Source organism: Hyphomonas sp. (assembly GCF_016125515.1).
Taxonomy (GTDB): domain Bacteria; phylum Pseudomonadota; class Alphaproteobacteria; order Caulobacterales; family Hyphomonadaceae; genus Hyphomonas.
Genome location: NZ_WGLO01000018.1, coordinates 50,931 through 76,423, shown reverse-complemented (window position 1 = coordinate 76,423; position 25,493 = coordinate 50,931). Strand labels below are relative to the sequence as shown.

Below are 25,493 nucleotides of genomic sequence, written 5' to 3'. Positions count from 1 at the left end.
TGACCGGTTAGTTGGAGAAGCGGACCGAGCCGCCGCTCGATTCTTTCGAATTCTGCTGCGACGGACCGCCAACGAACTTCACCGAGCCGCCGCTTGAGGCATGTCCGTCCGCAAGTCCGGTCGCGAAAGCATCCACGTCCGCCCCGCTCGACGCGTCGGCCTTCGCCGACTGGCAGCGAAGGTCGTCGGCTTTTACGGTGGCGCCCGAAGAGGCGTCGATATCAATGCTCTTGCAGGCGCCTGACAGTTTGGCGCTGCCGCCCGAAGAGGCTTCGACGATGAAGCTTGCTGCCGCCTTGGAATAGACGGTTGCTTCGCCCGAAGACGAGGCATCCACCACCGTCTCGCCGGTGCCGCTCACCGTGCCGGAAGCTTCGCCGCTCGATGAGGCGGACGCGCGCAGCGATTTCGCTTCCAGACCCTTGGCGTCGATTTCGCCCGAGGATGAGGCAGACAGGCGAGTGGCCCCCGACGTGCCGGCCAGTTCAATCTCGGAGCTCGAGGAGGCGCTGACGTCGAGGTCATCCGAGTCGATGGCCGAGGATTTGAAGGTCGACGACTGGGAAACCTGGATGCCGTCAAGATCGGGGCCGGTGACGTATACGGTATACCGCGGCTGGCGCTTTCCGTTGACCTTCACGGTCTCACCATCCTTGGAGATATCGAGCGAGCTGCCCCAAGACAGGTACTTGTTTTTCTTCTTGATGCTGTTGCGAGTGACGACCAGCGTATCGCCGTCATTTTCGATGCGGGCATCGCTGAAATCGCCGCTCGGCGTCTCGACAGTGACCTTCACCTGGGCGGCAGGGGTGTAGACTACGTCCATCACACCGTTGACCTTGATATTGGAAAAGCTACCGGCGTCGAAAGTCTTGCCTTCGGCGAGGGCGCCGGGCGCCAGCAGCAGCGCAACCGTGGCGAGGGCAGTAAGGGTCTTGTTCATGGCGGGGCTCCAAAAATTCGATGAGCCCTGTATGATTATCGAAATACGATATGTCAATCGTTGTTTTTCGATAAATTCAGCACCCCGACTGCGATCCGGAGGTTCCGCGGGCCTGGCGGCGCAGGGCCATGGGCGGTTGGCCGAACACCCGCATGAAGGCCATCCGCATCCGTTCGGGGTCGTCAAAACCAGTGTCACGGGCGATCTGCTGCAGGGATAGTGCCGTTTTCTCAACGCTCTGGCGCGCAGCGTCGAGGCGGAGCTTTTCAACAAAACGCGCCGGGGTTGTGCCGGTCTCGGCGCGGAACACGCGGGCAAAGTTGCGCGGGCTCATCGCCGCCCTTTCCGCGAGCGCATCGACCGAAACATCTGCGGCGAGATTGCTCCGTACCCAGTCTATCAGCGAATCGAAGCGTCCTGAAGCGAGCCGTATGTCCTGCAGAACGGAGAACTGCGACTGGCCGCCATGCCGGCGCTGATGCACCACCAGTTCTCGTGCCGCCCGCAGGGTGACATCTTCACCGAGATCGTCTTCGACAAGGGCCAGTGCGAGATCGATGCCCGCCGTGATGCCGGCCGACGTCCAGAACTTGCCGTCGCGCACATAGATGCGGTCCGCCTGCAGCCTTGTGTCGGGATAGAGACGTTCGAACGCGGCTGAGCGGCGCCAGTGCGTGGTGGCACTACGTCCTTTCAGCAGGCCTGCCGCCGCCAGCAGGAACGCGCCCGAACAGACCGAACAGGTCCTGCGGGTGCGGCCGGACAGGTCGCGCAGCGCCTCCATCATGCGGGAATCCGTCATCGCCGCGCGCGTGCCTTCGCCGCCCGAAACAATTAACGTGTCAAGCTTCAAGCCTATAGGGAGCCGTTCGGACATCATTGACGCCCCGCACGAGGCGCGCACCGGGCCGCCATCCAGCGAGTAGACGGTCAGCGCATAAGGAGAGGGGGCCATGGCGCGCGTCGGCATTTCAAACACGCCGATTGGGCCTGCTGCATCGAGGATCTGGAATCCGTCGAAGATCAGAAAGCCGATCGTGCGAGTGGTGGGTTTGGCGGAAAACATGGGAACAACGTCCTTTCAGCCAAAGCGGTTCTAGGCAACAATTCCACCAGCAGCAAGGAGCCTGTCATGAACCGCCCGTCCTTCACCACCGTTTTCGCAATCTATCCGAACCTCACGCATCTGGATTTCACCGGCCCGCACCAAGTGCTCTGCCGCATTCCAGGCGCGACGACGGTCATCGCCAGCCAAGATGGCGGCGAGATCGAAGCCGAGGGCGGCCTCGTGATCGGGCGCACGCAGAAACTGGCGGATATCGCGCACTGCGACCTGATCTGCGTGCCTGGAGGCATCGCGGCAACCGAGACCGCGCTGGACACGGCGTTCGTGTCGGAAGTCCGCAGGCTGGCCCTCGGCGCAAAATATGTCACGTCGGTCTGCACGGGTTCGCTCATCCTCGGTGCAGCCGGTTTGCTTGAGGGCAAGCGCGCGGCCTGCCACTGGGCCTGGCGCGATCTGTTGACCGAGTTCGGGGCGATCGCGGACCCGGCCCGGGTCGTCCGAGACGGGAATATCTTTACCGGTGGGGGCGTGACAGCAGGCATCGACTTTGCCTTCACCCTTCTGGCGGAGATCGCCGGCGAACCTTTCGCCAAGGCTGTTACGCTAGGGCTCGAATACGCGCCCGCCCCGCCCTACGCATGCGGACGTCCGGAATTGGCCGACGAGGCAACGCTTACCCTGATGGCGCGCAACACGGAAAAGATGATGTCGCAGCGCCGCGCCGAAGCGCAGCAGGCGGGCGCACGCCTGAAGCGCTAGTTTGCGTCGCCGTAAAGGTCGTAATCGTCCGCTCCAGTGATTCGGGTACGGACGATATCCCCCGCCTTCAGCGCCCGCTTGCTGGACACATAAACGACCGCATCCACTTCCGGCGCATCGGCTTTCGATCGGCCGATCCAGCTACCGGGCGACTGATCGTCGGCGGTATCGATCATCACATCGATCTTCTGGCCGACCTGCGCAGCGGCGCGGGCGGCCGACACTTCGGCCTGAGCCTCCATGAACCGGTGCCAGCGCTCTTCCTTGATCTCCTCCGGCACGTGATTGTCCAGCTTGCCGCTTTCGGCATGCACGACGTTCTCGTATTTGAAGCAGCCCGCGCGGTCGATCTTGGCTTCACGGATGAAGTCGAGCAGGATCTGGAAGTCGTCCTCCGTCTCGCCCGGAAAGCCGACGATAAAAGTGGACCGGATGGCGAGGTCGGGCACGTCGCTGCGCCACCGGGAAATCCGGGCGAGCACCTTGTCCTGGTTGCCGGGGCGTTTCATGGCCTTCAGAACCGGCGCCGCGGCGTGCTGGAAGGGGATGTCGAGATAGGGCGTGATCACACCTTCAGCCATCAGCGGAATGATGCCGTCTACATGCGGGTATGGATAGACATAGTGCATCCGCGTCCAGACGCCGAGACTACCGAGGCCCTTGGCGAGGTCCAGGAAACGGGTCTCGTATTCCGTGCCGCGCCAGGCTTCCGGCTTGTATTTTATGTCCAGTCCGTAGGCAGATGTGTCCTGGCTGATGACGAGCAGTTCCTTGACGCCCGCAGCGACCAGTTTTTCAGCCTCGGTCAATACATGGTGGATCGGGCGCGACACCAGATCGCCGCGCAGCTTCGGGATAATGCAGAAGCTGCAACGGTTGTTGCAGCCTTCGGAAATCTTCAGATACGCGTAGTGGCGAGGCGTGAGGCGCAGGCCGGTTTCCGGCACAAGGTCGAGGTGCGGATTGTGGGGCGGCGTCAGATGCGTGTGCACCGCGTCCATTACCGCTTCATACTGGTGCGGCCCGGTGACGGCGAGCACCTTGGGATGCGCCCGCTGGATGACCTCCGGTTCCGCGCCCAGACAACCGGTGACGATAACCTTTCCATTCGCTTCGATCGCTTCGCCGATCGCCGAAAGACTCTCGTCGCGGGCGGAATCGAGGAAGCCGCAGGTATTCACCAGCACAAGGTCCGCCCCCGAATAATCCGGGGCAATCTGGTAGCCTTCGGCGCGCAAGCGCGTGATGATCCGTTCGGAATCGACCAGCGCCTTCGGGCAGCCGAGTGAAACGATGCCGACTTTCGGCGGTTTCGCCGGCTTGATCGGGGCGGGGGCAAGGGGTGTCGTCGTCATCGGCGCTCTGCTATATTGAAAACGAGGACGGGGAAAGCACTACGATGCGCGAGGATACCTCAAAGCCGAACTTTGTGCGCCTACGGGCGATACAGATATCGGCGGTCCTGGCGGGTGGTCTGGTGTTTGCGGTGGCCGGTATCTTGATGGGTGTGTTCCGCAAACCAGAAATCGCCACGGTGGTCCTGGCCTTCGCTTTTGCCAGCGCCGCGTTTGGCGGCGTTTTCTATTTCGTCGCACTGCTGCTCGAAGGTTCGCTGCAAAAATACATCCTGCGCGACGAAACCGTGATCCAGGGCGATGACGTGAAGATGGTTACACACACTGCGTCGTCGGGCGATCCCGTCATCGACAAGTGGATCGGGACATACGCCTTCGCGCGCAACTTGTTCGGGATGTCGGTCATCCCGATCCTGATCCTTGCGGGGCTTTATTTTTTCGCCTGATGCGCGCGCGAGGTATACTGAACCAGCAGCACGCAGACCGGACTAAGGTCACCCGGACCGGTTCAGCATTCTACTCTGCGGCGAGCTCAATGCCTTTTTCGGCGAACAATTCTTTCAGCTCGCCATTCTCGAACATTTCTTTCAGGATGTCGCAGCCGCCGATGAATTCCCCCTTCACATAGAGCTGCGGGATCGTCGGCCAGTTGGTGTACTGCTTGATGCCGTCACGCACCGCCTCATTCTCGAGCACGTTGGTCGAGACGTATTCCACGCCAAGATAATCGAGGATCTGCACGACCGTTGAGGAGAAGCCACATTGAGGAAAGGTCGGCGTGCCCTTCATGAACAGCACAACGTCATTGGACTTTACGGCCTTGTCGATGGCGTCGAGAGTGGCTTGGTCGGTCATGGATATGGCTCCGGTTGCGGCCTTGATTTGGATTGCGTGATGCGCTGCGTCAAGTTGCGTCGGGACGCGCGCAGCGGACATGGCGCGTCGTGTCACGAAAGCTTCATGTTGAAATTATCGATAAGCGATTGCCATTTATCGAAAAACGATTATAAGGCCACATACAAGGGAGCGCGGCATTCGGTTCGCCTCCCGGTAGGAACTGGAGAGCCCGATCATGATCTACGGATTTAACCTGAAAGCCGCATCCGCGTCGGTCCTGATGGCTCTGTGCGCTGTCTCGCCCGGAACGGCGCAGGCCGCCGAACTCGCGCCTTCGAGCGAAGAGGGCGCACTGATCAACGAAAAGGTTGTTGTAACCGCCCGCAAGCCCGCAGAAACGCAAAACTATGTGGCGCAGGTCACCGCGCCGCCTCATGGCACCGAACAGCTCGCCCGCTGGGATGACCGTATCTGCGTCGGCGTATCGGGGGTCAAAGCCGCACAGGCGCAGTTCATCGCCGATCGTGTTTCGCAGCGTGCCCTGGAAGTAGGATTGCGTACCGGCAAGCCGGGATGCTCGCCTGAGATCACCATTCTCGTGACGACGGAACCCGAAGTGCTGATTGGCGCGATGCAGGAGAAATATGCCAACCTGTTTGCGGTGAGCTCCGAAAAGCGCGTCGGCACGCTTGGCAAGTCTGCGTTCGAACAGTTCAAGACCGAGGAGCGCCCGGTGCGCTGGTGGCACGTTTCAGAAACGCGTGGCGCGGACGGAACGCGCATCTCCGGTGAAGCACGCCAAGGCGTTGCTGATGGCGTCGTCGGCGCGCCGACCGTTCGCTCTGAAGGTAGCCGCCTGCGGTCAGCCACCCGGCAGGACCTGAGCCATGCGATAATCGTTGTCGATGCAAATCTAGTTCAGGGCGTGTCGATGGACTCGCTGGCAGACTACATTGCCTTCGTGGCGCTGATGCAGGCCGATCCAAACGGAAACACGACGGGTATCGAAACCATCATGAATCTTTTCCGCGTGGATTTGGGTGACAAGCGCCCGATGCAGATGACGGACTGGGACAAGGATTTCCTGCGGGCCCTGTACTCGATGCCGCGCAATACAGTGTCACTGACCCAGGCGCAGAGCTACCTGGCTGAGCGCATGGAGCGCAAGTAACGGCATTGGCCGCTTAAATGATAAGGGCGCCCCGGCAAGGGCGCCCTTTTTTTGGTTTCAGCGTGAACGGGGCCGATCTTACCAACCGCAGGCCTGTCCCTCGTTCTGCTCTTTGAGGTAAACCATCAGCGGATCGAAATACTCGATGATGGCGCTGCCATCCATCTGGCGTGTGCCGGTGAACTTTTCCAGCGTGTCGGGCCAGGGCTGCGATGCGCCCGCTTCCAGCATGGCGTTGAACCGCTCGCCGACTTCCTTGTCATTGTAAATCGAGCAGCGGTGCAGCGGGCCTTCCCAGCCGGCCTGCTCGCAGGCGGCCTTGTGGAACTGGAACTGCAGAATGAAGCTCAGGAAGTAACGCAGGTAGGGCGTATTACCGGGGATGTGGTACTTCGCGCCGGGGTCGAAGGCATCGGCCGGGCGAGGCCCCGGAGGCACGAGGCCCTGGTTCTTAAGGCGTAGATCCCACCAATCCTGGTTGTAATTTTCCGGTGCCGTCTTGCCGGACAGCACATCCCATCGCCAGCCATCAACTGTCAGCGCGAACGGCAGGAATGCGATCTTGTCGAGTGCGGTTTGCATCAGCAGGGCCGTATCGGAATCCGGGCCCGGCATTTCCTCGGCGGTGATCAGACCAATCTGCTTGAGGTACTCCGGCGTGATCGATAGGCCGATGAAGTCCCCGATGGCTTCGTGGAAGCCGTCATGGGCGCCATTCTTGTAAAGGAAGTCCTGGTCCTTGTATGCGCGCTGGTAGAAGTTGTGACCGAGTTCGTGGTGAACGGTGTAGAAGTCTTCCGAATTCACTTCGGTGCACATCTTGATGCGCACATCCTCTTCGTCATCGAGGTTCCAGGCCGAAGCGTGGCACTGCACTTCCTTGCCTTCCGGACGCACGATCATCGAGCGTTCCCAGAACGTCTTGGGCAGCGGCGCCAGGCCAAGCGACACGAAGAAGGCCTCGCCGGTCTCGACCATCTTGATCGGCGTGTAGCCTTTGTCGACCAGGCGCTGGGTCAGGTCGTAACTTATTGGGACGGAATCGGCGGGTTTCACGACGTCGTAGATCGACGACCATTGCTGGGCCCACATGTTGCCGAGCAGGTCCGCACGGATCGGGCCGGTCGCTGGCTGCACCGCGTCGCCATATTTCTGGTTCAACTTCATGCGGGTATAGCAGTGCAGCTCCTTGTAGAGCGGCTGGACCTGCGTCCACAGGCGCTGGACTTCGGTTTCCATCTCCTCGGGCGGCATGTCGTAGCCCGAAAGCCACATCTGATCGAGGCTGGGATAGCCCAGTTCCCGCGCGCCCTCGTTGGCGAGGGTCACCATCGCGGCATAATTGTCCTTCATCGGCGGCGAAATCGTCCGCCAGCCTTCCCAGACGGCCTTGGTCTCGTTTGGATTGCGCGACGTCTCGATGATGGTCGAGGCCTCGTCGAGCGTGATCATCTGGCCTTTGTATTCGAACTTTCCGGTGCCGTAGGCGGCGTCGAGATCCGTCGTCAGTTTCGACAATTCCTCCGCCGCGCCAGGACGGGACGGGGCAGGAATCGTGATACCGCCGCGCAGGATCTGCATCTTGCGCGCTAGGTCTGGCGGCAGTTGTGAGACGTCGAACTTCTTGGACTCGTTGGCCAGCGACACGGCCAGCGTCGTGGCCTTTGCGCCGGCTTTCGCCGCAGCTGTATTCGTCTCCGGATTGATATCGGTCGCCTGGTTCCAGAAAGCCTGTGCAGCTTCCTTGTTCATCGCGGCGAGTTCGCTTTCGGCGAGGGTCAGGAACGTCCGGGCCTCGATGGCCATTTCCTCAGCCGCGATGGCCGCCGGATCAACCCGATCCTGATGCGGCGTACAAGCCACAAGCATGAGGCCGAGCGCGGCAACGCTGGCCGTTTTCAACAGATTTGACATGAATTCAGCTCTCCCTGGGAGTTTGTCCCAGCAGACAGTGAACCGGACGTAACGTCAATATTTGCGCAGCTCAGGGTGCCCGTGTTTTCAGGGCTAGCGCGTGCAGTACGCCGCCCATGTGGCCCTGCAGGGCTTCGTAAACCATCTGGTGCTGGCGCACCCGCGGCACGCCGGCAAACCGCGCGCTGACGATCTCGGCCTGCCAGTGATTGTCGTCCCCCGCGAGGTCGGTCAGCGTGATTTCCGCGTCCGGAAAGCCCTGCTTCAGGAATTTCATCAGAGTGTCCTGGCTCATGCCCATGTGTCAGGTCCTTTCACGGCTCGCGCTAGGCAGATGGCGCCCGAAAGGGCTAGGGTCAAGCGTTGCGACTCGCGTCCCGGAGCTCCCCCTGATGACAAAACGGTCCTTTGCTCTCGCGGCGATCCTCGGTTTCGTGGCGATAGCGCTGGGCGGTTACCTACTGTGGCAGGGGCGCCAGGGCGACGCGATCCCGGGAGTCACCTATGAGGCGCGCAACATCGATCCCGGCCCGATGCTGCACCTGGCCGAGGTGCTGTCATCTGATGCTCTGGAGGGGCGCGGCGCAGGCACGCCGGGCGCCGACGCGGCCCGGGGCTTCATCCGCAAGCGCTTCGAGGATGCGGGCCTAAAGCCCTACCTCAAATCCGGATGGGAACACGCGGTGACTGTTCTGCCGCGCCCCGGCCTCGACGTGCCGGGCCCGGGTGCCAACCTGATCGGCTGGGTGCCGGGTCAGACGCCCGGCAGCGGCCCGCTCATAATCGTTACCGCCCACTACGACCATCTCGGCATCCGAAACGGTGAGATCTACAACGGCGCCGACGACAACGCCTCCGGCGCCGCGGCGCTCACCGCGCTCGCCGAACATTTCGTCCGCCAGCCGCCCCGCCATGACATCCTGTTTGTCGCGCTCGACGGGGAGGAAGTCGGCTTTCTCGGCGCCCGCGCCCTCGTGCGCGACCCGGACCTGCCGATCGACCGGGCGGCCCTCAACATCAATATGGATATGGTCAGCCGCTCGGATGTGGGCGAGCTTTATGTCGCAGGCACCTATCACACGCCGGGTCTTGTTCCGTTGGTCGAACAGATCGCTGCAGAGGCGCCCGTGAATCTGTTGATCGGCCATGACCGCCCCGAAGACGGCGTAAATGATTGGACGAACCAGTCCGACCACGCCCTGTTCCACGAGTTGGGAATCCCGTTCCTCTATTTCGGAGTCGAGGATCACCCCGACTATCACAAGTCGACCGATGACTTCTCCGTGATCCCTCTGGACTTCTACGTCCGCGCAGCCGACACCGTCGCCATGGCGGTCCGTGCAGCCGACGAGCGGCTTCCCGAAATCTACGCCCTGCGCCAGCAGCAGGCCGCCCCCGTTCAACCAGAAGGACCTACCGAATGACCACGACGGTCTCCTACATACTGAAATCTTCCACGAACCAAACGCTAGGCGCGCTGAAGGGCATCCTTGCCAAGGGCGAGTCATATGCCGGATCGATCAAGTGCGAAGAGGCCGCCATGCTGGCCCAGCGGCTCTACCCCGACATGTTCGCCCTACCGCGCCAGGTGCAGATTGCCTGTGATACGGCCGCCCGTGGCGCGGCCCGCCTCGCCGGACTGGACATGCCGAGCTTTCCGGACACGGAGCAAACCTTCGCCGAACTGATCGCCCGGTGCGACAAAGCCATCGCCTATGTCAACGCCGTCGAAGACGCAAAGATCGACGCGACCGCCAGCGAGACCCTGCAGATCCCGATGGGTCAGGCAACAATGCCGATGACCGGCCAGCAATACCTGCAGAGCTTCATCCTGCCGAACCTGCACTTCCACGCTGCCATGGCCTACGGTCTGCTGCGCATGCAGGGCGTCCAGATCGGCAAGCGGGACTACCTCGTGCCGGCCTGATCCGCACACGTCGCGTTGTGCCCGTTCAACCCGGCGAAGGCCGGATCGGGCGGGCTCAGCCGATGGCGTTCATGTAGCCCGGCAGCCAGCCTTCATGCGCGGCGCGCAGATCGGCCAGTTTCACGGAGAATTCCGGCGCGTCCTGACCCCAGCCGGTTTCCAGCACGATCGCATCGCCATCGAACACGCCGAGCCGGCCCGGCAGAAAACCGCGCGAGTCCCATTTGCGCAGCTGTGCTTCGCTGACCGCCACCAGGTATTGCGCCGACGCCTCGCCAAACAGGCAAGCCTCGTCGCGCGTGTCTTCCGGCTCACGGTTGCCGACGAGGCGCACGCCGACACCGCTCGCCAGCGCCATCTCGGCGGCTGCGCAGGCGATGCCGCCATCGCTGACATCGTGGACTGCGTTGACGAGTCCGTCATGGATCAGTTTACGGATGAAACCTGCATTCTTTTTTTCCATGGCAAGGTCCACCGGTGGCGGCGGTCCGAGTTCGTCGCCCTTCAGGCCCAGCCATACGCGCGCATAGAGGCCCGCTCCGAGATGACCGCGCGCTTCGCCGATCAGGATCAGCGCGTCGCCGGGCTGAGCGCCCTTGAGTGTTGCGGTTTTTGAGAGGTCCTCGATCAAGCCTACACCGCCGACCACCGGCGTCGGCGGGATCGCCTTGCCATCGGTCTCGTTGTAGAGCGACACGTTGCCGGATACGACCGGGAAATCAAGTTCGCGGCACGCCTCGGCCATGCCTTCGATGGCTTTCACGATGTAACCCATCGTAGCGGGCTTTTCGGGATTGCCGAAGTTCAGATTGTCGGTGATCGCAATCGGCGTGGCGCCAACGGCCGAAAGGTTGCGGTAGGCTTCCGCCACCACCTGCTTGCCACCCTCATAAGGGTCAGCCGCGACGAAATGCGGGTTGCAGTCTGAACAGATTGCCAGCGCCTTGTTCGTGCCGTGCACGCGCACGATCGCCGCGTCGCCGCCTGACTGCGAGGAGTCGATCGTGTCGTTCATCACGTGGCGGTCATACTGTTCCCAGACCCAGCGCTTTGAGGCCATGTCCGGAGAGGACATCAGCTTCAGCAGCACATCGCCAAAATCCTTCGGCGCCGGATATTTCGACACGTCGAATGCCGGACGCTTCGGCGGCTCCGTCCACGGACGGTCGTAGTTCGGTGCGTCCTCGCCCAGCGGCGCCACCGGAATGTCGCAAACCACAGCGCCATGCTGTTTCAGAACGAGGCGGCCAGTGGTCGTCGTCACGCCGATCACTTCGGCATCGAGGTCCCACTTGTCGAAGATCTTCTTCGCTACGGCTTCCTTGCCGGGCTTCAGGATCATCAACATGCGTTCCTGGCTTTCAGACAGCATGATCTCATAAGCCGTCATGCCGGTCTCGCGCTGCGGCACTGCGTCGAGATCCATCGCGATGCCCACACCGCCCTTGTCCGCCATCTCGACGGAGGAGGAGGTCAGGCCCGCCGCGCCCATGTCCTGGATGGACTGGATTGCATCGGTCGCCATCAGTTCGAGGCATGCCTCGATCAGCAGCTTCTCTGTGAACGGATCGCCGACCTGCACGGTCGGCCGGTTGTCTTCCTCGCCCTCGGTGAACTCGGCGGAGGCCATCGTCGCGCCGTGGATGCCGTCGCGGCCCGTCTTGGAGCCGACATAGAGGATCGGCAGTCCGGGCAGGGCGCCGCGCGCATAGAAGATCTTGTCCTGATCTGCGAGGCCAACCGCCATCGCGTTGACGAGGATGTTGCCATTGTAGCCTTCGTCGAACTGGGTCTCGCCCGCCACGGTCGGCACGCCGACGCAGTTGCCGTATCCGCCAATGCCGGCCACGACGCCGGAGACGAGCTGGCGTGTCTTCGGATGGCTGGGGTCACCAAAGCGCAGCGCATTGACAAGCGCCACAGGGCGCGCGCCCATCGTGAACACGTCGCGCAGGATGCCGCCCACACCGGTCGCCGCGCCCTGGTAGGGTTCGATGTACGAGGGGTGGTTATGGCTCTCCATCTTGAAGATGGCGGCCTGTCCGTCGCCGATATCAATGACGCCGGCATTCTCGCCGGGGCCCTGGATCACGCGGGGTCCCTTGGTCGGGAACTTCGCCAGATGGCGGCGGGAGGATTTGTACGAGCAGTGCTCGCTCCACATCACCGAATAGATGCCCAGTTCCACCAGGTTCGGCTTGCGGCCAAGGCGGGAGACGAGCCGTTCCCACTCATCGGCCTTGATGCCGTGTTCGGCGCCCTGTACGGCGTCCTGTTCTGCGGTCAGATGGGCGAGAATGGCGGCTGTGTCGGTCATGGCCGGGCGTTTACCGGCAAAGTCCGCGAGTCGCCAGCCTCAATTGCCGGTCTGCCCGTCCTGCCAGGTCTTTGCCTGCAGCGCCGCCAGTGCCACCAGGTTGCCCATGGCCAGGTTCATGTCCACCAGATGCAGGCCCCAATCGGCCAGTACCTCGCCATTCACGATCACGTCGCCCCGGATCGTGTCGGTCCGCAGGCCATCACCGGGCGTCACCGTCACGGCCAGCCAGTCATGCGTGGCATTGGACCGGCATTCGCCCGACAGCAGACCCGGCAGCTTCACGAACGGGGTCTCCACCGGCACGCCATAGTCCGTCGGCGCCGGTGCGCCGAGGCTCTGGCGGGGCATATAGGCGCCGAGCGCCGTTGCCCCGCCCTCCACCAGAGCGGGCGGGCTCGTGCAGATCGCGGCCGCGCCATCCGCCGCCTTGATGCCGAAGCGCGAGGCGGCCGGCGGCTCGGCCGTCGCCCGGAAGGATTCGTAGTTCACGATACACCCAGCCTGGCCGGGAGCGCTGCAGACGGGCATGCCGCCATAGGTGCCGTCGGCGTCGGCATGAGCCGTGAAGCCGATTGCGTGAACGCCCACGAGCTGCGCCTGCACCGGTTTGCCGATGATCTCGGCCTTCAGCAGCTGCATCACCATGTCGGCGCCTTGCGAATGGCCGATCAGCAGCACGGGGCGGCCATGGTTGTTGTGTTCGAGATAATAGTTCCAGCCGTCCACCACATCGGCCCAGCGCATTTCGAGATTGGCGTTGTCAACGCCCGTGGCGATCCGGGTTTGCAGCTCCAGCAGCGTGCGCTGGCGATAGAGCGGCGCGTAGAGATTGCAGACAGTGCCATACCGGGCGAGCTGGTTGGCGGCGACGTTCATCTCCTCCACCCCGGTCAGCAGGTCGCTGTTCCAGGTCTGGTCGAAGGAAACGGTCGGGTAGATGTAGAAACAATCGAACGGCGCCGTATCCAGCAAGGCATACGATTCCTCGATCTCGGTGGTTCCGTCCTCGTGGATCACCGTTGCAGTAAGGTCGATATCGCAGGCATTGCCCTCCGGCATTTCGGGGTGGCACAGCCAGTTGCGCATGTCGGCATAATCCACATGCGCGAAGGGAACCTCTTCCGGCTGCGCAGGCAGCTCGACGTAGAGATCCGGCTCCTGTCCCTGCGTGGCCTTGCAGCCCGCCACCAGCATCAGCGCCGCGACCAGTCCTGTACGCAGGATCATCTTGTTCTCCCTTGGCATCTCAGCCGACCGCCGCATCGATCGCGGCGAGGTGTTTTTGTTTTTCCGCTTCCGGCAGGAAGCTGGCGCTAAAGCTGTTGCGTGCCAGCGTCACCAGCTGCGCATCCGACAGGCCTAGCGCCTCGGCGGTCTGTTCGTAGTTGCGTCCGATATATCCGCCGAAATAGGCCGGATCGTCGGAATTCACGGTCACCATCAGGCCCGCCTCCAGCTGCGCTTTCACGGGGCTGTCCTTCAGGTCCTTGATCACGCACAGGGACAGGTTCGACAGCGGGCAATTCGTCAGCGGCGTCTGGGCGTCCTTCAGGATCTGGATCAGCGCCGGGTCTTCCATCGACCGGTTGCCATGGTCGATTCGGTCCACGCCGATCTCAATCAGCGCCTCGCGCACGTATTCCGGCGGGCCTTCCTCGCCGGCATGCATGCACAGCTTGAACCCCATCTCCCGGCAGCGCTGGTAGAGGCGTTCAAACTTCAGCGGCGGATGGCCCATCTCGGAGGAGTCGAGCCCCACGCCGACAAACCGATCATGCCAGCCTTCGGACTCCTTCAGCAGCGCAAACCCGTCCTCTTCGGACAGGTGACGCAGGAAACTCAGGATCAGGTAGCTCGTGACGCCCAGTTCCTTTTCGCCGCGCTTCAGCGCTGCGAGGATGCCCTCGGTCACCACACCGAACGGCACGCCCCGCGCCGTGTGCGCCTGCGGATCGAAGAACATCTCGACATGGCGCACATTGTCCTGCGCCGCGCGCTGCAGGTAGGCCCAGGTCAGGTCGTGGAAGTCCTCGTCCGTCCGCAGCACCTGCATGCCCTCGTAATAGAGGTCCAGGAACTCCTGCAGGTTTGAGAAATTGTAGGCCGCCTTCGCCTCGTCCAGCGTCTTGAAGCGCAGGTCGATCCTGTTGCGCGCGGCCAGCTGCATCATCAGCTCGGGCTCGAAGCTTCCTTCGATATGCAGGTGGAGTTCCGCCTTCGGCAGGCGCGCGATGAGGGCATTTCGGGACAAGTCAGGCATGGGGCCTGTTAGACTAGGCGCGCCGGAGCTTGTCCAGCCGTTCCGGCGCGCCCTTGGCCCTCACTCCGCCATCTGGCCGCCCTTCAGGTCTTCGGTCACCGGCTCGACCTTGCAGATCCCGGTGCGGTAGTTGCCAACCGTACGGATCACCTCGTCGCCTTCCGGCTCGACACGGTCGCCGCGCACGAGACTCGTCAGCACGCGAGATACCAGCGAGTCCAGCCGCGTCACGACATAGCAATCCACGGTCGGCTCGGCATGCGGGTTGCCGATGCCGCTATCATCCGTGAGGAACAGGTAACGACCGCCAGTCACCTGGCCCATCGCGCGCATCAGGAACTCGGCGGTCTTGTCGACCCCGCTGGCAGCCAGAGGCACGATGTGGATGCCCTGCGCGCGCGATTTCGCGGCGCTGGTCCAGGTGGCGGCAATATCGCCGTCATGCGGTGGGGCATCTGCCACCAGCAGGTTCACCTTCACGGCATCGTCGCGCCAGCCAAACGTGAGCCCTTTGGCCATCGCGTCCTGCATGGCTTCCGGCATATCCCCGCCGCCATCGGCCCGTTGCGCCATTAGATCGGACTTGAGGGCGGCAAAGTCGCTCGTGAACGGAAAATCCCGCAGGACATATTCATCGCCCTTGTCGCGGTACACAATCAGGCCCACGCGAATATCGATCCCCGCATTGGCGGAGCTCACACGGTCCAGGATGCTCTCCAGCTCTTTCTGGAGATAGGCGAGCTCGTCGCTCATCGAGCCGGTGGCATCGATGGTCAGCAGCAGGTCCAGCTTGCTGACCGCCGCGCGGTCACCGCTGAGGTCGATGGCCAGTTCACCGCCCGTCTCGATCAGCTCCCCGGTCAGGGCCTTGCTGGCGGTCTTGCCGCCCGGCGCGCTGACGTTCACCGTCATGCCCGGCTTCAGCGTGTCGAACAGCGGGTAGATGTAGGCCATGCCATCAGCGCCCGTGCGCAGCGCGATCTCCGTCTTGCCGTCGTCCGACGCCACACGGATCTTCGCCAGCGGCACCGGCTTGCCGAGCCGGTCCACGACGCGGATCGCGATGCGCTGGTTGGCATCCACAAACGGCAGGTCCTTGCCGCTGAGTTCCCCCTGCAGCGTCTTGTCGAGATAGACCTTGTAGAGATCCGGGTTCAGAACGTCGTCATAGTCGCCGGCGGTCAGCATCCCGGCTTGCGCGGCCGGGGCGTGCGGCTTGGGCTCAATGGGCGACGTTGCGGCGTGATCGGCAGACGCGGCCTCTGATCGGCTGCCGGTGACGACGACGGAGCCGACGCCCGGTCCATCGTCTGCAATTGAAGCAGGGGGCGGCGGTGGCGGTGGCGGCGGAGGCGCCGGAGCCATCTCGCCATCCATGGGCTTGGCCATGCCTGCATCGTGCGTGCTGCATCCTGCCAGCACGGCGAGTGCCAAGCACCCGGCCGCCAGCCATTTCACTTCCTGTCGCATGATTGTGTCTCCCGCACCTGATTGAAGCCTGAAAATGGCTGCGTCATTCCGGCGGAAGAGGGAGCGCAAATAAGACAATTTGCAGACTTCGCGGCGCGACACCCACGCGCGGTCATTCCGAATCCGGCGCCTGCACCTTTTCGAGATAGGCGATCAGGCCTTCCATATCGACCTCCTCGAACTGCCAGTCGGGCATGTCCGGGTGGCTGGTAATGTGGCCTTCGGCAAACCGCTCCGGCAGCGTGTCCAGGTCAACCGTCCGGCTCAGCAGACGGAAGGGCGGGGCATCGGGATGGGGGCTGTCTCCGGTCGCGCCGATCGCATGGCACTGCGCACACGCGAGCTCCGCAATCGCCTCGCCGCGCCCCGCCATCGAGTTGGAGATGACATCTCCCACCGCCGGCGCGGGCGCCGCAACGGGTTCGTCTTCAACCGCCTTGGAACAGGCGCCAGCCATCAGCGCGAGGAACAGGGCAAGGCCGAGGCCGCCCCGCCGGATCACGCGGCCGCCATCAGGCTTGCGAACAGAGCCGCGCCGTCACCGCCGCACTCCGCGTTGCCCATCGCCCGCTCGGGGTGGGGCATCATGCCCAGCACCCGGCCATTCTCGGACAGCACGCCCGCAATGTCGCGCGCCGCGCCGTTCGGGTTCTCGCCCGGCGCATAGCGGAACGCCACGCGGCCATCGCCTTCCAGCCGGTCCAGCGTCGCCGCATCGGCATAGTAGTTGCCCTCCGCATGGGCGATCGGAATAACGATCTCGCCCGCGCCCTTGTAGGCGCTGGTAAAGGCGGTGTTCGTGCTCTCGACGGTCAGCTTCTGCGGCCGGCAGACGAAGTGCAGCGAGGCATTGCGCACCAGCGCGCCCGGCAAGAGGCCCGTCTCGGTCAGGATCTGGAAGCCGTTGCACACGCCCAGTACGTAGCCGCCGCGCGCCGCATGGGCGGTCAGCTGCGAGATGACCGGCGAGTTGCCCGCCATCGCGCCGCAGCGCAGGTAGTCCCCGTAGGAGAACCCGCCCGGCACCATGACTAGATCCGTACCCTCCGGGATCGCCCCGTCCTTGTGCCAGACCATGGCCGGCGCCTTGCCGGTGGCCTGTCGCAGCGCATCCAGCGCATCACGGTCGCAGTTCGACCCCGGGAAGACGATCACGGCTGTTTTCATGCGCCGCTCCTTAGCAGGGAGTCGCCCGGCTTGAAAACGGGTCGCGTGCGGCTCTGGGCAGTTGCGCCAATTCTGCCACAGTTTCGGCAAGATCGGATTACAGAAGCCCTGCTATGCCCGAGACGGCAGGCCTAGATCATTAAACGACACTAAGCAGGAGATTGAACACATGAAGAAAATCGTAGCTGCACTTTTTGTTGCCGCCCTCGTCCCGACGTTGGCTGCCTGCAACACGGTCAAAGGCGTCGGCAAAGACGTCCAGGCTGGCGGCGAAGCCGTTGAAAAAGTTGCCACCGACGTCGAAAAAGAAATCACCGAGTAATCGACGGTCCTGCACCGGCGGAGCCTCAACAGGCTCCGCCGCTCATCCCTTGCCCTCGAAGATGAACCAGGCGCCCAGCGCGATCAGTCCGAACCCTACCGCGTGGTTCCAGCCGAGTGGCTCCTTGAGCACCCACACCGAAAATCCGGCAAACACGATCAGGGTGATCACCTCTTGTATCGTCTTCAATTGGGCCGTCGAGTAGACACTGCTGCCCCAGCGGTTGGCGGGCACGGCGAAGCAATACTCCAGCAGGGCCAGCCCCCAGCTTGCGAAGATGACCAGCAGCAAGGGGGCCGCTTTGAACTTCAGGTGTCCGTACCAGGCAAAGGTCATGAACAGGTTCGATACCGATAACAGGACGATCGGCAGAATGTGCGAGGGCATTCGTGAACTCCGGGAAAAATGCGGGGAGGGTCTGGCTGAAAGTCGACGGGTGCCTTATTTCGGCAAGGTTATTTGAGCTGTTCGCCCTGCGAAAGGAGATACTGCAATGTCGCGCCTCAAACTTCTGGCTGCCGCCGCCTTGGCCATGTCGGCCCTTTCCGCCTGCAACACGGTTGCCGGCGCCGGCGAAGATCTTCAGGTCGCCGGCGAAGCCATCGGCCACACCGCAGATGAGGTCAGCGACTTCCTGTTCGAACCCGGCAGCGGATCCAAAGGTGCCCCCACCGAAAAGAAATGCGACTCCGGAGCCCCTGAACTCAAAGGCAAAAGCGGCCACCCGACCTGCAAGTAAGGCGGCTACTCGCCCCGGTGTAAACCGGGGGCCCCCTTCGCTCATCCCGGCAGAGCAGGGACTTACGCAACAAAATCCGGGGGTCTTAAAAAGAAACTGCTGAGCAAGGACAAGCGCTTGCAAACTGGCTCATCGCCTCGAACGCACCCCCTCAGCAGGCGGAGGCCCCGGACCTCTACAAACCAATCCCCTACACTTTCCGTGAGCTCAGTGATCCAAGCTGGGAGACCAGTCTTCCAGACAATCTTTTGGTGGACGACCTCTCAGCCCGGCACGCGGGCGGGACGGGCCCCTCATCCACAACCCCAACACTTACCGGAAACTCTTGTTATCCCGGTGCATGCCGGGATGCGCGGAGGTTGGAAAGACGCCAGATCCCCAAACCGGCCAGCCCCAAAGCTGCGCCCGGCCTCACGTGCTGCCTAATCCGCGAAAGTCGCGATCAGCGGAACATGGTCTGACGGTTTGTCGAGGGCGCGGGCCTTGCGGTAGATTTCGGCGGCTTCGAGACGGTCGGTCATCCGGGGGCAGGCGAGCACATGGTCAATGCGGATGCCGTGATCCTTCTGGAAGGCGCCGCCTTGATAATCCCAGAAGGTGTATTGGTGGGCGCGCCCGTCACAGGCCGCGAAAGCGTCGGTCAGGCCGAGATGTTTCAGCCGGCGCAGGCCCGCCCGGCTCTCCGGCAGGCCGAGTGCGTCGGTGTTCCACACCGTGTCGTCCCAGCAGTCTTCCGGCGCCGGGATCACGTTATAGTCGCCGCAGATCACGAACGGCGCCTCGTCCTTCAGCATCGCGGCGGCGTGGCGCTCCAGCGCGTCGGTCCATTCCAGCTTGTAGTCATAGCGCTCGCCGGGGGCTGGGTTGCCGTTCGGCACATAGACGCCGGCGACTCGCACCGGCCGCTCGCACAGCACGGTCGCCTCGATATAGCGCGCCTGATCGTCTTTCAGAGTACGCATCTCCGTCGAGATATCCTCAAGCGGGAATTTCGAGAGAATCGCAACGCCGTTATAGGATTTCTGCCCGTGCACGGCGCAGGTCCAGCCGTGGTCTTCCAGTTCGAGATAGGGGAAGGCGTCGGTCTCGCACTTCAGTTCCTGAAGGCAAACGACGTCCGCCGCGATGGCATCCAGCACCTCCAGCACCGTCGCCAGGCGCGCTTTCACCGAGTTAACATTCCAGGTCGCAATCCGCATCGGCCCTGCATAACAGCTTCGCCCCATTGTTCCAGCAGGTTCGGGGCTCTATAGTTGGGCAAATCATCAGGAGTTTGCGCATGGCGCCCGGTTGGATGCAGATTTTGTTGGTCGCGGTTGTGGCCATCCTCCTTTTCGGAGGACGCGGGCGCATTTCCTCGATCATGGGCGACATGGCCAAGGGGATCGGGGCGTTCCGCAAGGGCCTGAAGGATGAAGAGACGAAGCCGGCCGACAAGGACGACCTTCTCAACATCACGCCGAAGAAGGACGAAACGAAGTCCTCTTCGTAATCGCTGATCGAAGGGCGCATTGCCATGCTGCCCGGTATCGGGTTTTCCGAAATACTTGTCCTTGGTCTTGCGGCGCTGATCTTCATCGGCCCGAAGGATTTGCCTTTGCTGATGCGCAAGCTGGGCCAGATCATCGGCAAGGGCCGGCGCATGGCCAGCGAGTTCCAGGCCGCTTTCGACGACATCGCGCGCCAGAGCGAGCTGGATGAGCTGAAAAAGGAAATCGAGGCGCTGAAACGCTCCAACGCGATGACCCAGGCGGCCGAAGATCTTGCGGCAGTCGAGGCGGACATCAACTCTGCTGTGATGCGCAGCACGCCTGATGCAGCGCCTGAGCCAGAGCCTGAACCCGACGCGCAGACGCCGCCGCCCGCGCCGGAGGACAAGGCGCCATGAGCTACACGCCCCCGAAGGACGAACAGCCTGAGATCCACGACGAGGTCGAATCGAGCCGCGCTCCACTGCTGGAGCACCTCAACGAACTGCGCGCCCGCCTCATCAAGTGCCTGCTGGCCCTGACAGTTGGGGCGATCATCAGCTTCTATTTCGCCAGCGACATCTACCTGTTGCTGATCAAGCCCTTCGCCGCCGTGGCCGAAGACATCCGCGGCACGCCGCTGGAATTCATCTTCACCGCCCCGATGGAATTCTTCTTCGCGCAGCTGAAGATTGCCGTGTTTGCAGGTCTGTTCCTGGCCTTCCCGGTGATTGCCTGGCAGGTCTACGCGTTCGTGGCGCCGGGCCTCTACAAGTCCGAGCGGGGGGCGTTCTGGCCCTATCTGGTGCTGGCACCGATCCTGTTCGCGCTGGGGGCGGCTTTCGTCTATTTCATCATGCTACCGATGCTGGCGCGGTTCACCGTGTCGATGGAGCAGATCCAGGCGGCCGGCACCACCATCCGCCTCCTGCCCAAGGTCGCAGATTACCTGTCCCTCGTGATGGCACTGATGCTGGCCTTCGGCCTGTCCTTCCAGCTGCCGCTGATCCTGACCCTGCTGGCCCGTATCGGGATTGTCTCCTCGGCCATGCTCGCGACCGGGCGCAAGTATGCCATTGTGGCCATCCTGGCCTTTGCGGCGGTGTTCACACCGCCGGACCCGATGTCCCAGCTCCTGCTCGCCGGGCCGGTCTACCTGCTCTACGAAATCTCGATCTTCTGCGTAAAACTTATTGAAAAGAAGGTTTTGGCGGAAGATTCGGCTGCAGCGGGAAAAACCTGAACCCTGAATTGCCTGCGGTGCACCGGTTGCATTTTTCTTGCAGGTGTCGATTGTGAACGACGGGTCAGGGCCCGTCACTCGAGAAACGAGGAGCGCATCGCGTGGCGCGCGTCAGAAGCGTATTGCTGGTCGACTTCGACAACATCTTCGGCGCGACAAGCGACGATGTTGTGACGCACCTCGATAACTGGCTTTTGTGGCTGGAGGATGGCGCGCTGTCGGTCGGTGGCCGCCGCCGCACCTTCCTGCACAAGCGGGTCTACTGGAACCTGCAATTCGACAGGTACCGCAGCGATTTCGAACGCGCCGGCTTCGAAGCGTTCAACTGCCGCGCCCTCGCTAAGCGCAAGATCAGCGCCGGCAAGAGCTCGGCCGACATCGTGATCACCATGGACGCGATCGAACTCGCCTTGCAGACGAAAAAGCTCGATGAACTGATCGTGCTGACGACGGATTCGGACTTCGTGCCGGTGGTCAACCGGGTGCAGCATCCGGGCCTGCGCGTGGTGACGGCGGGCAAGGAAACCGACCCGACCTATGAACTCTACAGCCAGCATGCTGACGCGGTGATCCACATCGCGGCGATGAAGGAGGCATTCAAGTATGAGCGCGCCCCGCGCAAATGGTACCAGCTGCGCTCGCCGCCGCCGGAGATTGCGCCGCTGACCCTGCAGCGCGAGCGCCAGTCGCCGCTGATGGGCCGGGTGCGGGCGGCGCTCAACACCAGCGAGGGCGCCGGCTCGACCCTGGCGCCGGAGCTGCAGCGCGCAGCCGACATGGTGAAGGCGCTCGGCGAGCGGATGCCGGACCAGGTGCTCTCGAAGTCCAAGATCGTGCGCACGCTGACCGCGATCCCGGAATTCACCCCCGCCTACCAGAATGGCATCCGCCCTTGGCTCGGCCACAAGAATTTTGCGGCGATGATGCGCCGCCTGTCAGTCATCCATCCCGAGATCGAGGTGAAGACGCTGGGGCAGGGCCGCGTCGAAATCGTCTATCGTGAGCCTGCCGGCAATCCGCGCGCCCAGCGCATGGCGCCGGCTGAGCCGGAGCGTGAGCGTATGACCGAGGACGACGAGATAGCGTCCGTGCGTTCGGGACTGTCCTCACCGGCCTGACCGCGCGTCTCCCCATGTGGACAGGAGGGGGTGGCGCGGATTACAGCCTGTCGCGAACCTTCCGACCCTCCGAGACCGAGACCACCCCATGTTCGATATCCGCGCGATCCGCGAGACCCCCGACACCTTCATCAAGGCCTGGAACCGCCGCAAGGCCGGGCTGGGGACTGAAACGGTCTCGAAAATCCTCGAACTGGACAAGGCCTGGCGCGCGGCGACTACGGCCAAGCAGGACGGCGAAAAGGCACGCAATGACAATTCCAAACTGATCGGCCAGGCGAAAGCCAAGAAGGATGAGCCTGAAGCCGCGCGCCTGATGGCGCTGGTGGCCGATGCCAAGGCCTCCATCGAGGCGGCGGGCGCGGAAGAAGACCGCACGCGCACGGCGCTGGACGAGATCCTGGTGGGCCTGCCGAACCTGCCGCTCGACGAAGTGCCAGAGGGCACGGACGAGCATGGCAATGTGGAAAAGGGCCGCTGGGGCGAGCCGAAGCGGATCAACAGTCCGAAAGACCATGCCGACCTGGGCGAAGCGCTCAAGGTGCCGAGCGGCTTTTCGATGATGGACTTCGAGGCCGCTGCGAAGATGAGCGGTGCGCGGTTCGTGGCGCTACGCGGACAGCTCGCCCGCATGGAACGCGCACTCGCGAACTTCATGCTGGACCTTCAGACCACGGAGCATGGCTATCAGGAAACGAGTGTGCCGCTTCTGGTGCGCGATCAGGCGCTCTTCGGTACGGGGCAACTGCCGAAGTTTGAAGAGGATCTGTTCTCTGCCGGTGCGGATCATTTTCTCATCCCCACCGCCGAAGTCCCGCTCACCAATCTTGTCCGTGAACAGATCCTTGAGGCAGCGCAATTGCCGCTGCGGTTCACGGCGCATTCGCCCTGTTTCCGGTCGGAAGCGGGCAGTGCGGGGCGCGACACCAAGGGCATGATCCGGCAGCACCAGTTCTACAAGGTCGAGCTCGTCTCCATCGTCGCGAACGAGGAAGAAGGCCTGAAGGAACTGGAGCGGATGACGGAATGCGCGGAAGAAGTGCTGAAGCGCCTCCATTTGCCCTTCCGGCGCCTGCTGCTCTGTACGGGCGACATGGGGGCAGGGGCGCGCAAGACATATGACCTCGAAGTCTGGCTGCCCTCGCAGAACACCTACCGCGAGATTTCGTCCTGCTCCTATTGCGGCGACTTCCAGGCCCGCCGCATGGATGCGCGCTATCGCGCCGACGCAAAGGCCAAGCCTGAGTTCGTGCATACGCTGAACGGGTCGGGGCTGGCCGTGGGCCGAACGCTCGTGGCAGTGCTGGAGAATTATCAGAACAAGGACGGCTCGATCACTGTTCCCAAGGCGCTGGTGCCGTATATGGGCGGAGTCGAGGTGATCCAGTGAGGTGACTCCCTTCTCCCACGGGGAGAAGGGCGGGGGATGAGGGGCTAGCCTAGGCGCGCAACCGCAAGCCCCTCACCACTACCCCTCTCCCCGAGGGAGAGGGGCGGCGATAGAATGCAAGTGTTGTGAAAGACCAATCGATGCGTATCCTCCTCACAAACGATGACGGCATCAATGCCCCTGGCCTCTCCGTGCTTGAGGAGATTGCGAAGCAGCTCTCCGATGACATTTGGATTGCGGCGCCGGAAGAGGAACAGTCCGGGAAGGGGCGGGCGATTTCGCTGACGCAGCCGGTGCGTGTACGGAAGGTGGGGGCGAAGGCCTGGGCGATTGCGGGCACGCCGTCGGACGCTGTGCTGCTGGCCTACAAGGACCTGATGCCGGAGCCGCCGGACCTTGTGCTGTCGGGTGTCAACCGGGGGCAGAACATCGCCGAGGATACGAGCTTCTCCGGAACGGTCGCGGCCGCCATGTTCGGGATGCAGATGGGGGTGCCGTCGATTGCGCTCAGTCAGGCGCAGAATTTCCGCGACCGGGGTTCGCTGCCCTGGGAGACGGCCAAGGCCTGGGGCGCGAAGACGCTGAAGCCGCTGCTCGATATGGGCTGGCCGAAGGATGTGGTGCTGAACGTGAACTTCCCCGACGTCGAGCCGGAGGATGTGCGCGGCGTGCAGGTCACCCGGCAGGGCTTCCGGGACGAGACGATCATCCACACCGACCGGCGCGAAGACCTTCGCGGCAATGACTATTACTGGATCGGCTATCGCGGGAAGCTGTCGCGGCCCGACGAGGGCACGGACCTCCGGGCGATCTATGAGGGCTATGTTTCGGTCTCGCCCCTGCATGTGGACTTGACGCATGAGGCGTTCCTGAGAACGCTGCAAGCCTCATGGCCGACCTGATCGCCGACCCGTTCCGCGCCGCGCGGCTGCTGCTGCACCTCCGCCAGGAAGGTGTGACGGATGCGCGCGTGCTGACCGCCATGGAGACGCTCGACCGGGCGGCCTTCGTCGACGACCCGGCGCTGGCGCCGCTGGCTTTCGAGGATGCCGTGCTGCCGATCCCGTGCGGGCAGGTGATCCTGCGGCCGGCCACGACCGGGCACCTCCTGCAGGCGCTGGCCCTGCCGGAAGACGGGCTGGCGCGGGTGCTGCTCGTGGGCTTCGGGTCGGGCTACATGAGCGCCGTGGCGGCAAGCCTTGCCGCGCATGTGTACGCCCTGGACCGCTACGCGCGGCTGGTGACCGAGGGGCGGGCGCGGCTCGAGCGGCTGGGGATTGGCAACGTCACCTTGCGGCAGGGCGACGGGCTGATGGGCTGGCAGGAGCACGGGCCCTTCGACCGGATCGTGCTGGCGGGCGCGGTAGACGAGCTGCCGGACGGTCTGTTCGCCCAGCTGGTGAAAGGCGGGCGGCTGGTGGCGCCGGTGGTTTCCGGGGGCGTGCGGGAGATCGTGGCGGTCCCGGCGGACGGCGAAACGCACCGTACGCCCTTTTTCCAGCAGGTTCCGGCCCTTACCGAAGGCGTGGCGGCGGTGCTTTGAAGCCTGCAGGGGGTGTTTGCCAAGGCCCGGCCCCGCAGCTATACGGCTGGCAGTTTCATGAAATCGGCTGGATTCGAGGAGTAGCGGGCATGCGGGACAAATTGATGGTGTCGGGGCTTGTGCTGACGATGATGGCAGCGCCCGCATTGGCGCAGGCGGCGGGGACGCCTCCGGCCCAGGGGCCGAGCCTGATCACGCAGCTCTTGTTCTTCCTGCCGCTGATCCTGATCTTCTATTTCCTGCTGATCCGCCCGCAGCAGCAGCGCGCCAAGAAGCATGCCGAGATGATCGCGGCGGTGAAGCGCGGCGACACGGTTGTCACGTCGGGCGGCCTGATCGGCAAGGTCAACAAGGTCAACGACACCGAGATCACGCTTGATCTCGCCGAAAACGTGCGTGTGCGCGTGATCAAGGCGATGATCATCGAAGTGCGCAACAAGGCTGAGCCTGTTCCTGCAAACGACTAGGTTGCGGCGGCCG

General features: G+C 63.2%; 29 protein-coding genes. 15 read left to right on the top strand and 14 right to left on the bottom strand.

Translation table 11 applies throughout. From position 1 onward, the window contains the following. Positions 1 to 7: 7 nt before the first annotated feature. Together GC148_RS13450 and GC148_RS13445 are read right to left on the bottom strand one after the other, a co-directional pair. A complete protein-coding gene (locus GC148_RS13450; RefSeq protein WP_291071454.1) occupies positions 8 to 943 on the bottom strand; it encodes a DUF2807 domain-containing protein in 936 nt (311 codons plus the stop codon). 76 nt (positions 944 to 1,019) lie between these two features. Continuing rightward, a complete protein-coding gene (locus GC148_RS13445; protein WP_291071452.1) occupies positions 1,020 to 2,009 on the bottom strand; it encodes a helix-turn-helix domain-containing protein in 990 nt (329 codons plus the stop codon). A gap of 66 nt (positions 2,010 to 2,075) precedes the next feature. Between GC148_RS13445 and GC148_RS13440 the strand changes: the two genes are divergently transcribed. Further along, positions 2,076 to 2,768, top strand: a complete 693-nt coding sequence (locus GC148_RS13440; RefSeq protein WP_291071450.1) for a DJ-1/PfpI family protein — start codon at positions 2,076 to 2,078, stop codon at positions 2,766 to 2,768. Here GC148_RS13440 and rimO read toward each other — a convergent pair. Beyond that, the gene (gene rimO / locus GC148_RS13435) at positions 2,765 to 4,123 is read right to left on the bottom strand and encodes a 30S ribosomal protein S12 methylthiotransferase RimO (RefSeq protein ID WP_291071449.1); all 1,359 of its coding nucleotides are present in this window, start codon (positions 4,121 to 4,123) and stop codon (positions 2,765 to 2,767) included. The genes GC148_RS13440 and rimO overlap by 4 nt on opposite strands. A 44-nt stretch (positions 4,124 to 4,167) precedes the next feature. Between rimO and GC148_RS13430 the strand changes: the two genes are divergently transcribed. Continuing rightward, entirely contained in the window at positions 4,168 to 4,569 is a 402-nt protein-coding gene (locus GC148_RS13430) for a hypothetical protein (RefSeq protein WP_291071447.1), read from the top strand. Between the two features lie 70 nt (positions 4,570 to 4,639). Here the strand turns inward: GC148_RS13430 and grxD are convergent, their stop codons facing one another. Then, entirely contained in the window at positions 4,640 to 4,978 is a 339-nt protein-coding gene (grxD, locus tag GC148_RS13425) for a Grx4 family monothiol glutaredoxin (RefSeq protein ID WP_291071445.1), read from the bottom strand. Positions 4,979 to 5,195: 217 nt separating this feature from the next. Here grxD and GC148_RS13420 point away from each other — a divergent pair, with 217 nt between their 5' ends. After that, positions 5,196 to 6,131 carry a hypothetical protein gene (locus GC148_RS13420; protein ID WP_291071443.1) on the top strand — a complete coding sequence of 312 codons (936 nt, stop codon included), beginning with the start codon at positions 5,196 to 5,198 and terminating at the stop codon, positions 6,129 to 6,131. Positions 6,132 to 6,209: 78 nt separating this feature from the next. Here GC148_RS13420 and GC148_RS13415 read toward each other — a convergent pair whose 3' ends face one another. Then, entirely contained in the window at positions 6,210 to 8,045 is a 1,836-nt protein-coding gene (locus GC148_RS13415; RefSeq protein ID WP_291071441.1) for a M2 family metallopeptidase, read from the bottom strand. Positions 8,046 to 8,115: 70 nt separating this feature from the next. After that, positions 8,116 to 8,346, bottom strand: a complete 231-nt coding sequence (locus tag GC148_RS13410; RefSeq protein ID WP_366063902.1) for a BolA family transcriptional regulator — start codon at positions 8,344 to 8,346, stop codon at positions 8,116 to 8,118. 91 nt (positions 8,347 to 8,437) lie between these two features. On the opposite strand from GC148_RS13410, the gene GC148_RS13405 reads away from it, so the two are divergent. Next, positions 8,438 to 9,469 (top strand): M28 family peptidase, encoded by a 1,032-nt coding sequence (locus tag GC148_RS13405; RefSeq protein ID WP_291071438.1) that lies wholly within the window; start codon positions 8,438 to 8,440, stop codon positions 9,467 to 9,469. Continuing rightward, a complete protein-coding gene (locus GC148_RS13400) occupies positions 9,466 to 9,972 on the top strand; it encodes a DUF1993 domain-containing protein (protein WP_291071436.1) in 507 nt (168 codons plus the stop codon). The genes GC148_RS13405 and GC148_RS13400 overlap by 4 nt, the downstream gene beginning before the upstream one ends. Before the next feature lie 55 nt (positions 9,973 to 10,027). Here the strand turns inward: GC148_RS13400 and purL are convergent, their stop codons facing one another. The 6 genes from purL to purQ form a co-directional block, all read right to left on the bottom strand. Then, positions 10,028 to 12,289, bottom strand: a complete 2,262-nt coding sequence (gene purL, locus GC148_RS13395; protein WP_291071434.1) for a phosphoribosylformylglycinamidine synthase subunit PurL — start codon at positions 12,287 to 12,289, stop codon at positions 10,028 to 10,030. Positions 12,290 to 12,328: 39 nt separating this feature from the next. Continuing rightward, a complete protein-coding gene (locus GC148_RS13390; protein WP_291071432.1) occupies positions 12,329 to 13,519 on the bottom strand; it encodes a DUF3089 domain-containing protein in 1,191 nt (396 codons plus the stop codon). Positions 13,520 to 13,538: 19 nt separating this feature from the next. Continuing rightward, entirely contained in the window at positions 13,539 to 14,552 is a 1,014-nt protein-coding gene (locus GC148_RS13385; protein WP_291071430.1) for an adenosine deaminase, read from the bottom strand. Between the two features lie 60 nt (positions 14,553 to 14,612). Next, positions 14,613 to 16,022 carry a VWA domain-containing protein gene (locus GC148_RS13380; protein ID WP_291071428.1) on the bottom strand — a complete coding sequence of 470 codons (1,410 nt, stop codon included), beginning with the start codon at positions 16,020 to 16,022 and terminating at the stop codon, positions 14,613 to 14,615. A 112-nt stretch (positions 16,023 to 16,134) separates the two neighbouring features. Further along, positions 16,135 to 16,524 (bottom strand): c-type cytochrome, encoded by a 390-nt coding sequence (locus GC148_RS13375; RefSeq protein ID WP_291071426.1) that lies wholly within the window; start codon positions 16,522 to 16,524, stop codon positions 16,135 to 16,137. Then, positions 16,521 to 17,189 carry a phosphoribosylformylglycinamidine synthase subunit PurQ gene (gene purQ / locus GC148_RS13370; protein WP_291071424.1) on the bottom strand — a complete coding sequence of 223 codons (669 nt, stop codon included), beginning with the start codon at positions 17,187 to 17,189 and terminating at the stop codon, positions 16,521 to 16,523. Before purQ ends, GC148_RS13375 begins: the two co-directional genes overlap by 4 nt. Before the next feature lie 169 nt (positions 17,190 to 17,358). On the opposite strand from purQ, the gene GC148_RS13365 reads away from it, so the two are divergent. Beyond that, positions 17,359 to 17,511, top strand: coding sequence for an entericidin A/B family lipoprotein (locus GC148_RS13365; RefSeq protein WP_291071422.1), 153 nt, complete (start codon positions 17,359 to 17,361; stop codon positions 17,509 to 17,511). 42 nt (positions 17,512 to 17,553) lie between these two features. Here the strand turns inward: GC148_RS13365 and GC148_RS13360 are convergent, their stop codons facing one another. Next, positions 17,554 to 17,898, bottom strand: a complete 345-nt coding sequence (locus tag GC148_RS13360; RefSeq protein ID WP_291071420.1) for a DMT family protein — start codon at positions 17,896 to 17,898, stop codon at positions 17,554 to 17,556. Positions 17,899 to 18,004: 106 nt separating this feature from the next. Between GC148_RS13360 and GC148_RS13355 the strand changes: the two genes are divergently transcribed. Then, on the top strand, positions 18,005 to 18,250 hold the full coding sequence (locus GC148_RS13355) for an entericidin A/B family lipoprotein (RefSeq protein WP_291071419.1): 246 nt from the start codon (positions 18,005 to 18,007) through the stop codon (positions 18,248 to 18,250). 422 nt (positions 18,251 to 18,672) lie between these two features. On the opposite strand, the gene GC148_RS13350 is transcribed toward GC148_RS13355, so the two are convergent. After that, positions 18,673 to 19,449: an exodeoxyribonuclease III gene (locus GC148_RS13350; RefSeq protein WP_291071418.1), complete on the bottom strand. Its 777-nt coding sequence runs from the start codon at positions 19,447 to 19,449 to the stop codon at positions 18,673 to 18,675. 80 nt (positions 19,450 to 19,529) lie between these two features. Here GC148_RS13350 and tatA point away from each other — a divergent pair, with 80 nt between their 5' ends. The 8 genes from tatA (at position 19,530) to yajC (ending at position 25,480) form a co-directional block, all read left to right on the top strand. Next, positions 19,530 to 19,742 (top strand): twin-arginine translocase TatA/TatE family subunit, encoded by a 213-nt coding sequence (tatA, locus tag GC148_RS13345; protein ID WP_291071416.1) that lies wholly within the window; start codon positions 19,530 to 19,532, stop codon positions 19,740 to 19,742. A 24-nt stretch (positions 19,743 to 19,766) separates the two neighbouring features. Continuing rightward, positions 19,767 to 20,138, top strand: coding sequence for a Sec-independent protein translocase protein TatB (tatB, locus tag GC148_RS13340; RefSeq protein ID WP_291071414.1), 372 nt, complete (start codon positions 19,767 to 19,769; stop codon positions 20,136 to 20,138). After that, entirely contained in the window at positions 20,135 to 20,962 is an 828-nt protein-coding gene (gene tatC, locus GC148_RS13335; RefSeq protein WP_291071413.1) for a twin-arginine translocase subunit TatC, read from the top strand. The genes tatB and tatC overlap by 4 nt, the downstream gene beginning before the upstream one ends. A 101-nt stretch (positions 20,963 to 21,063) precedes the next feature. Next, the gene (locus GC148_RS13330) at positions 21,064 to 22,080 is read left to right on the top strand and encodes an NYN domain-containing protein (protein ID WP_291071411.1); all 1,017 of its coding nucleotides are present in this window, start codon (positions 21,064 to 21,066) and stop codon (positions 22,078 to 22,080) included. 88 nt (positions 22,081 to 22,168) lie between these two features. Next, entirely contained in the window at positions 22,169 to 23,470 is a 1,302-nt protein-coding gene (serS, locus tag GC148_RS13325; RefSeq protein WP_291071409.1) for a serine--tRNA ligase, read from the top strand. Between the two features lie 140 nt (positions 23,471 to 23,610). Further along, complete coding sequence (surE, locus tag GC148_RS13320; protein WP_291071407.1) at positions 23,611 to 24,372, top strand: 5'/3'-nucleotidase SurE; 762 nt, start codon at positions 23,611 to 23,613, stop codon at positions 24,370 to 24,372. Then, positions 24,360 to 25,013, top strand: a complete 654-nt coding sequence (locus tag GC148_RS13315; RefSeq protein WP_291071405.1) for a methyltransferase domain-containing protein — start codon at positions 24,360 to 24,362, stop codon at positions 25,011 to 25,013. The genes surE and GC148_RS13315 overlap by 13 nt, the downstream gene beginning before the upstream one ends. An 89-nt stretch (positions 25,014 to 25,102) precedes the next feature. Further along, entirely contained in the window at positions 25,103 to 25,480 is a 378-nt protein-coding gene (gene yajC, locus GC148_RS13310) for a preprotein translocase subunit YajC (protein WP_291071403.1), read from the top strand. Positions 25,481 to 25,493 lie beyond the last annotated feature (13 nt).

Bases quoted from the DNA above. Each gene is read 5' to 3' on its own strand.
- GC148_RS13450 (WP_291071454.1), bottom strand. From the start codon at position 943: ATGAACAAGACCCTTACTGCCCTCGCCACGGTTGCGCTGCTGCTGGCG.
- GC148_RS13445 (WP_291071452.1), bottom strand. From the start codon at position 2,009: ATGTTTTCCGCCAAACCCACCACTCGCACGATCGGCTTTCTGATCTTC.
- GC148_RS13440 (WP_291071450.1), top strand. From the start codon at position 2,076: ATGAACCGCCCGTCCTTCACCACCGTTTTCGCAATCTATCCGAACCTC.
- rimO (WP_291071449.1), bottom strand. From the start codon at position 4,123: ATGACGACGACACCCCTTGCCCCCGCCCCGATCAAGCCGGCGAAACCG.
- GC148_RS13430 (WP_291071447.1), top strand. From the start codon at position 4,168: ATGCGCGAGGATACCTCAAAGCCGAACTTTGTGCGCCTACGGGCGATA.
- grxD (WP_291071445.1), bottom strand. From the start codon at position 4,978: ATGACCGACCAAGCCACTCTCGACGCCATCGACAAGGCCGTAAAGTCC.
- GC148_RS13420 (WP_291071443.1), top strand. From the start codon at position 5,196: ATGATCTACGGATTTAACCTGAAAGCCGCATCCGCGTCGGTCCTGATG.
- GC148_RS13415 (WP_291071441.1), bottom strand. From the start codon at position 8,045: ATGTCAAATCTGTTGAAAACGGCCAGCGTTGCCGCGCTCGGCCTCATG.
- GC148_RS13410 (WP_366063902.1), bottom strand. From the start codon at position 8,346: ATGGGCATGAGCCAGGACACTCTGATGAAATTCCTGAAGCAGGGCTTT.
- GC148_RS13405 (WP_291071438.1), top strand. From the start codon at position 8,438: ATGACAAAACGGTCCTTTGCTCTCGCGGCGATCCTCGGTTTCGTGGCG.
- GC148_RS13400 (WP_291071436.1), top strand. From the start codon at position 9,466: ATGACCACGACGGTCTCCTACATACTGAAATCTTCCACGAACCAAACG.
- purL (WP_291071434.1), bottom strand. From the start codon at position 12,289: ATGACCGACACAGCCGCCATTCTCGCCCATCTGACCGCAGAACAGGAC.
- GC148_RS13390 (WP_291071432.1), bottom strand. From the start codon at position 13,519: ATGATCCTGCGTACAGGACTGGTCGCGGCGCTGATGCTGGTGGCGGGC.
- GC148_RS13385 (WP_291071430.1), bottom strand. From the start codon at position 14,552: ATGCCTGACTTGTCCCGAAATGCCCTCATCGCGCGCCTGCCGAAGGCG.
- GC148_RS13380 (WP_291071428.1), bottom strand. From the start codon at position 16,022: ATGCGACAGGAAGTGAAATGGCTGGCGGCCGGGTGCTTGGCACTCGCC.
- purQ (WP_291071424.1), bottom strand. From the start codon at position 17,189: ATGAAAACAGCCGTGATCGTCTTCCCGGGGTCGAACTGCGACCGTGAT.
- GC148_RS13365 (WP_291071422.1), top strand. From the start codon at position 17,359: ATGAAGAAAATCGTAGCTGCACTTTTTGTTGCCGCCCTCGTCCCGACG.
- GC148_RS13360 (WP_291071420.1), bottom strand. From the start codon at position 17,898: ATGCCCTCGCACATTCTGCCGATCGTCCTGTTATCGGTATCGAACCTG.
- GC148_RS13355 (WP_291071419.1), top strand. From the start codon at position 18,005: ATGTCGCGCCTCAAACTTCTGGCTGCCGCCGCCTTGGCCATGTCGGCC.
- GC148_RS13350 (WP_291071418.1), bottom strand. From the start codon at position 19,449: ATGCGGATTGCGACCTGGAATGTTAACTCGGTGAAAGCGCGCCTGGCG.
- tatA (WP_291071416.1), top strand. From the start codon at position 19,530: ATGGCGCCCGGTTGGATGCAGATTTTGTTGGTCGCGGTTGTGGCCATC.
- tatB (WP_291071414.1), top strand. From the start codon at position 19,767: ATGCTGCCCGGTATCGGGTTTTCCGAAATACTTGTCCTTGGTCTTGCG.
- tatC (WP_291071413.1), top strand. From the start codon at position 20,135: ATGAGCTACACGCCCCCGAAGGACGAACAGCCTGAGATCCACGACGAG.
- serS (WP_291071409.1), top strand. From the start codon at position 22,169: ATGTTCGATATCCGCGCGATCCGCGAGACCCCCGACACCTTCATCAAG.
- surE (WP_291071407.1), top strand. From the start codon at position 23,611: ATGCGTATCCTCCTCACAAACGATGACGGCATCAATGCCCCTGGCCTC.
- GC148_RS13315 (WP_291071405.1), top strand. From the start codon at position 24,360: ATGGCCGACCTGATCGCCGACCCGTTCCGCGCCGCGCGGCTGCTGCTG.
- yajC (WP_291071403.1), top strand. From the start codon at position 25,103: ATGCGGGACAAATTGATGGTGTCGGGGCTTGTGCTGACGATGATGGCA.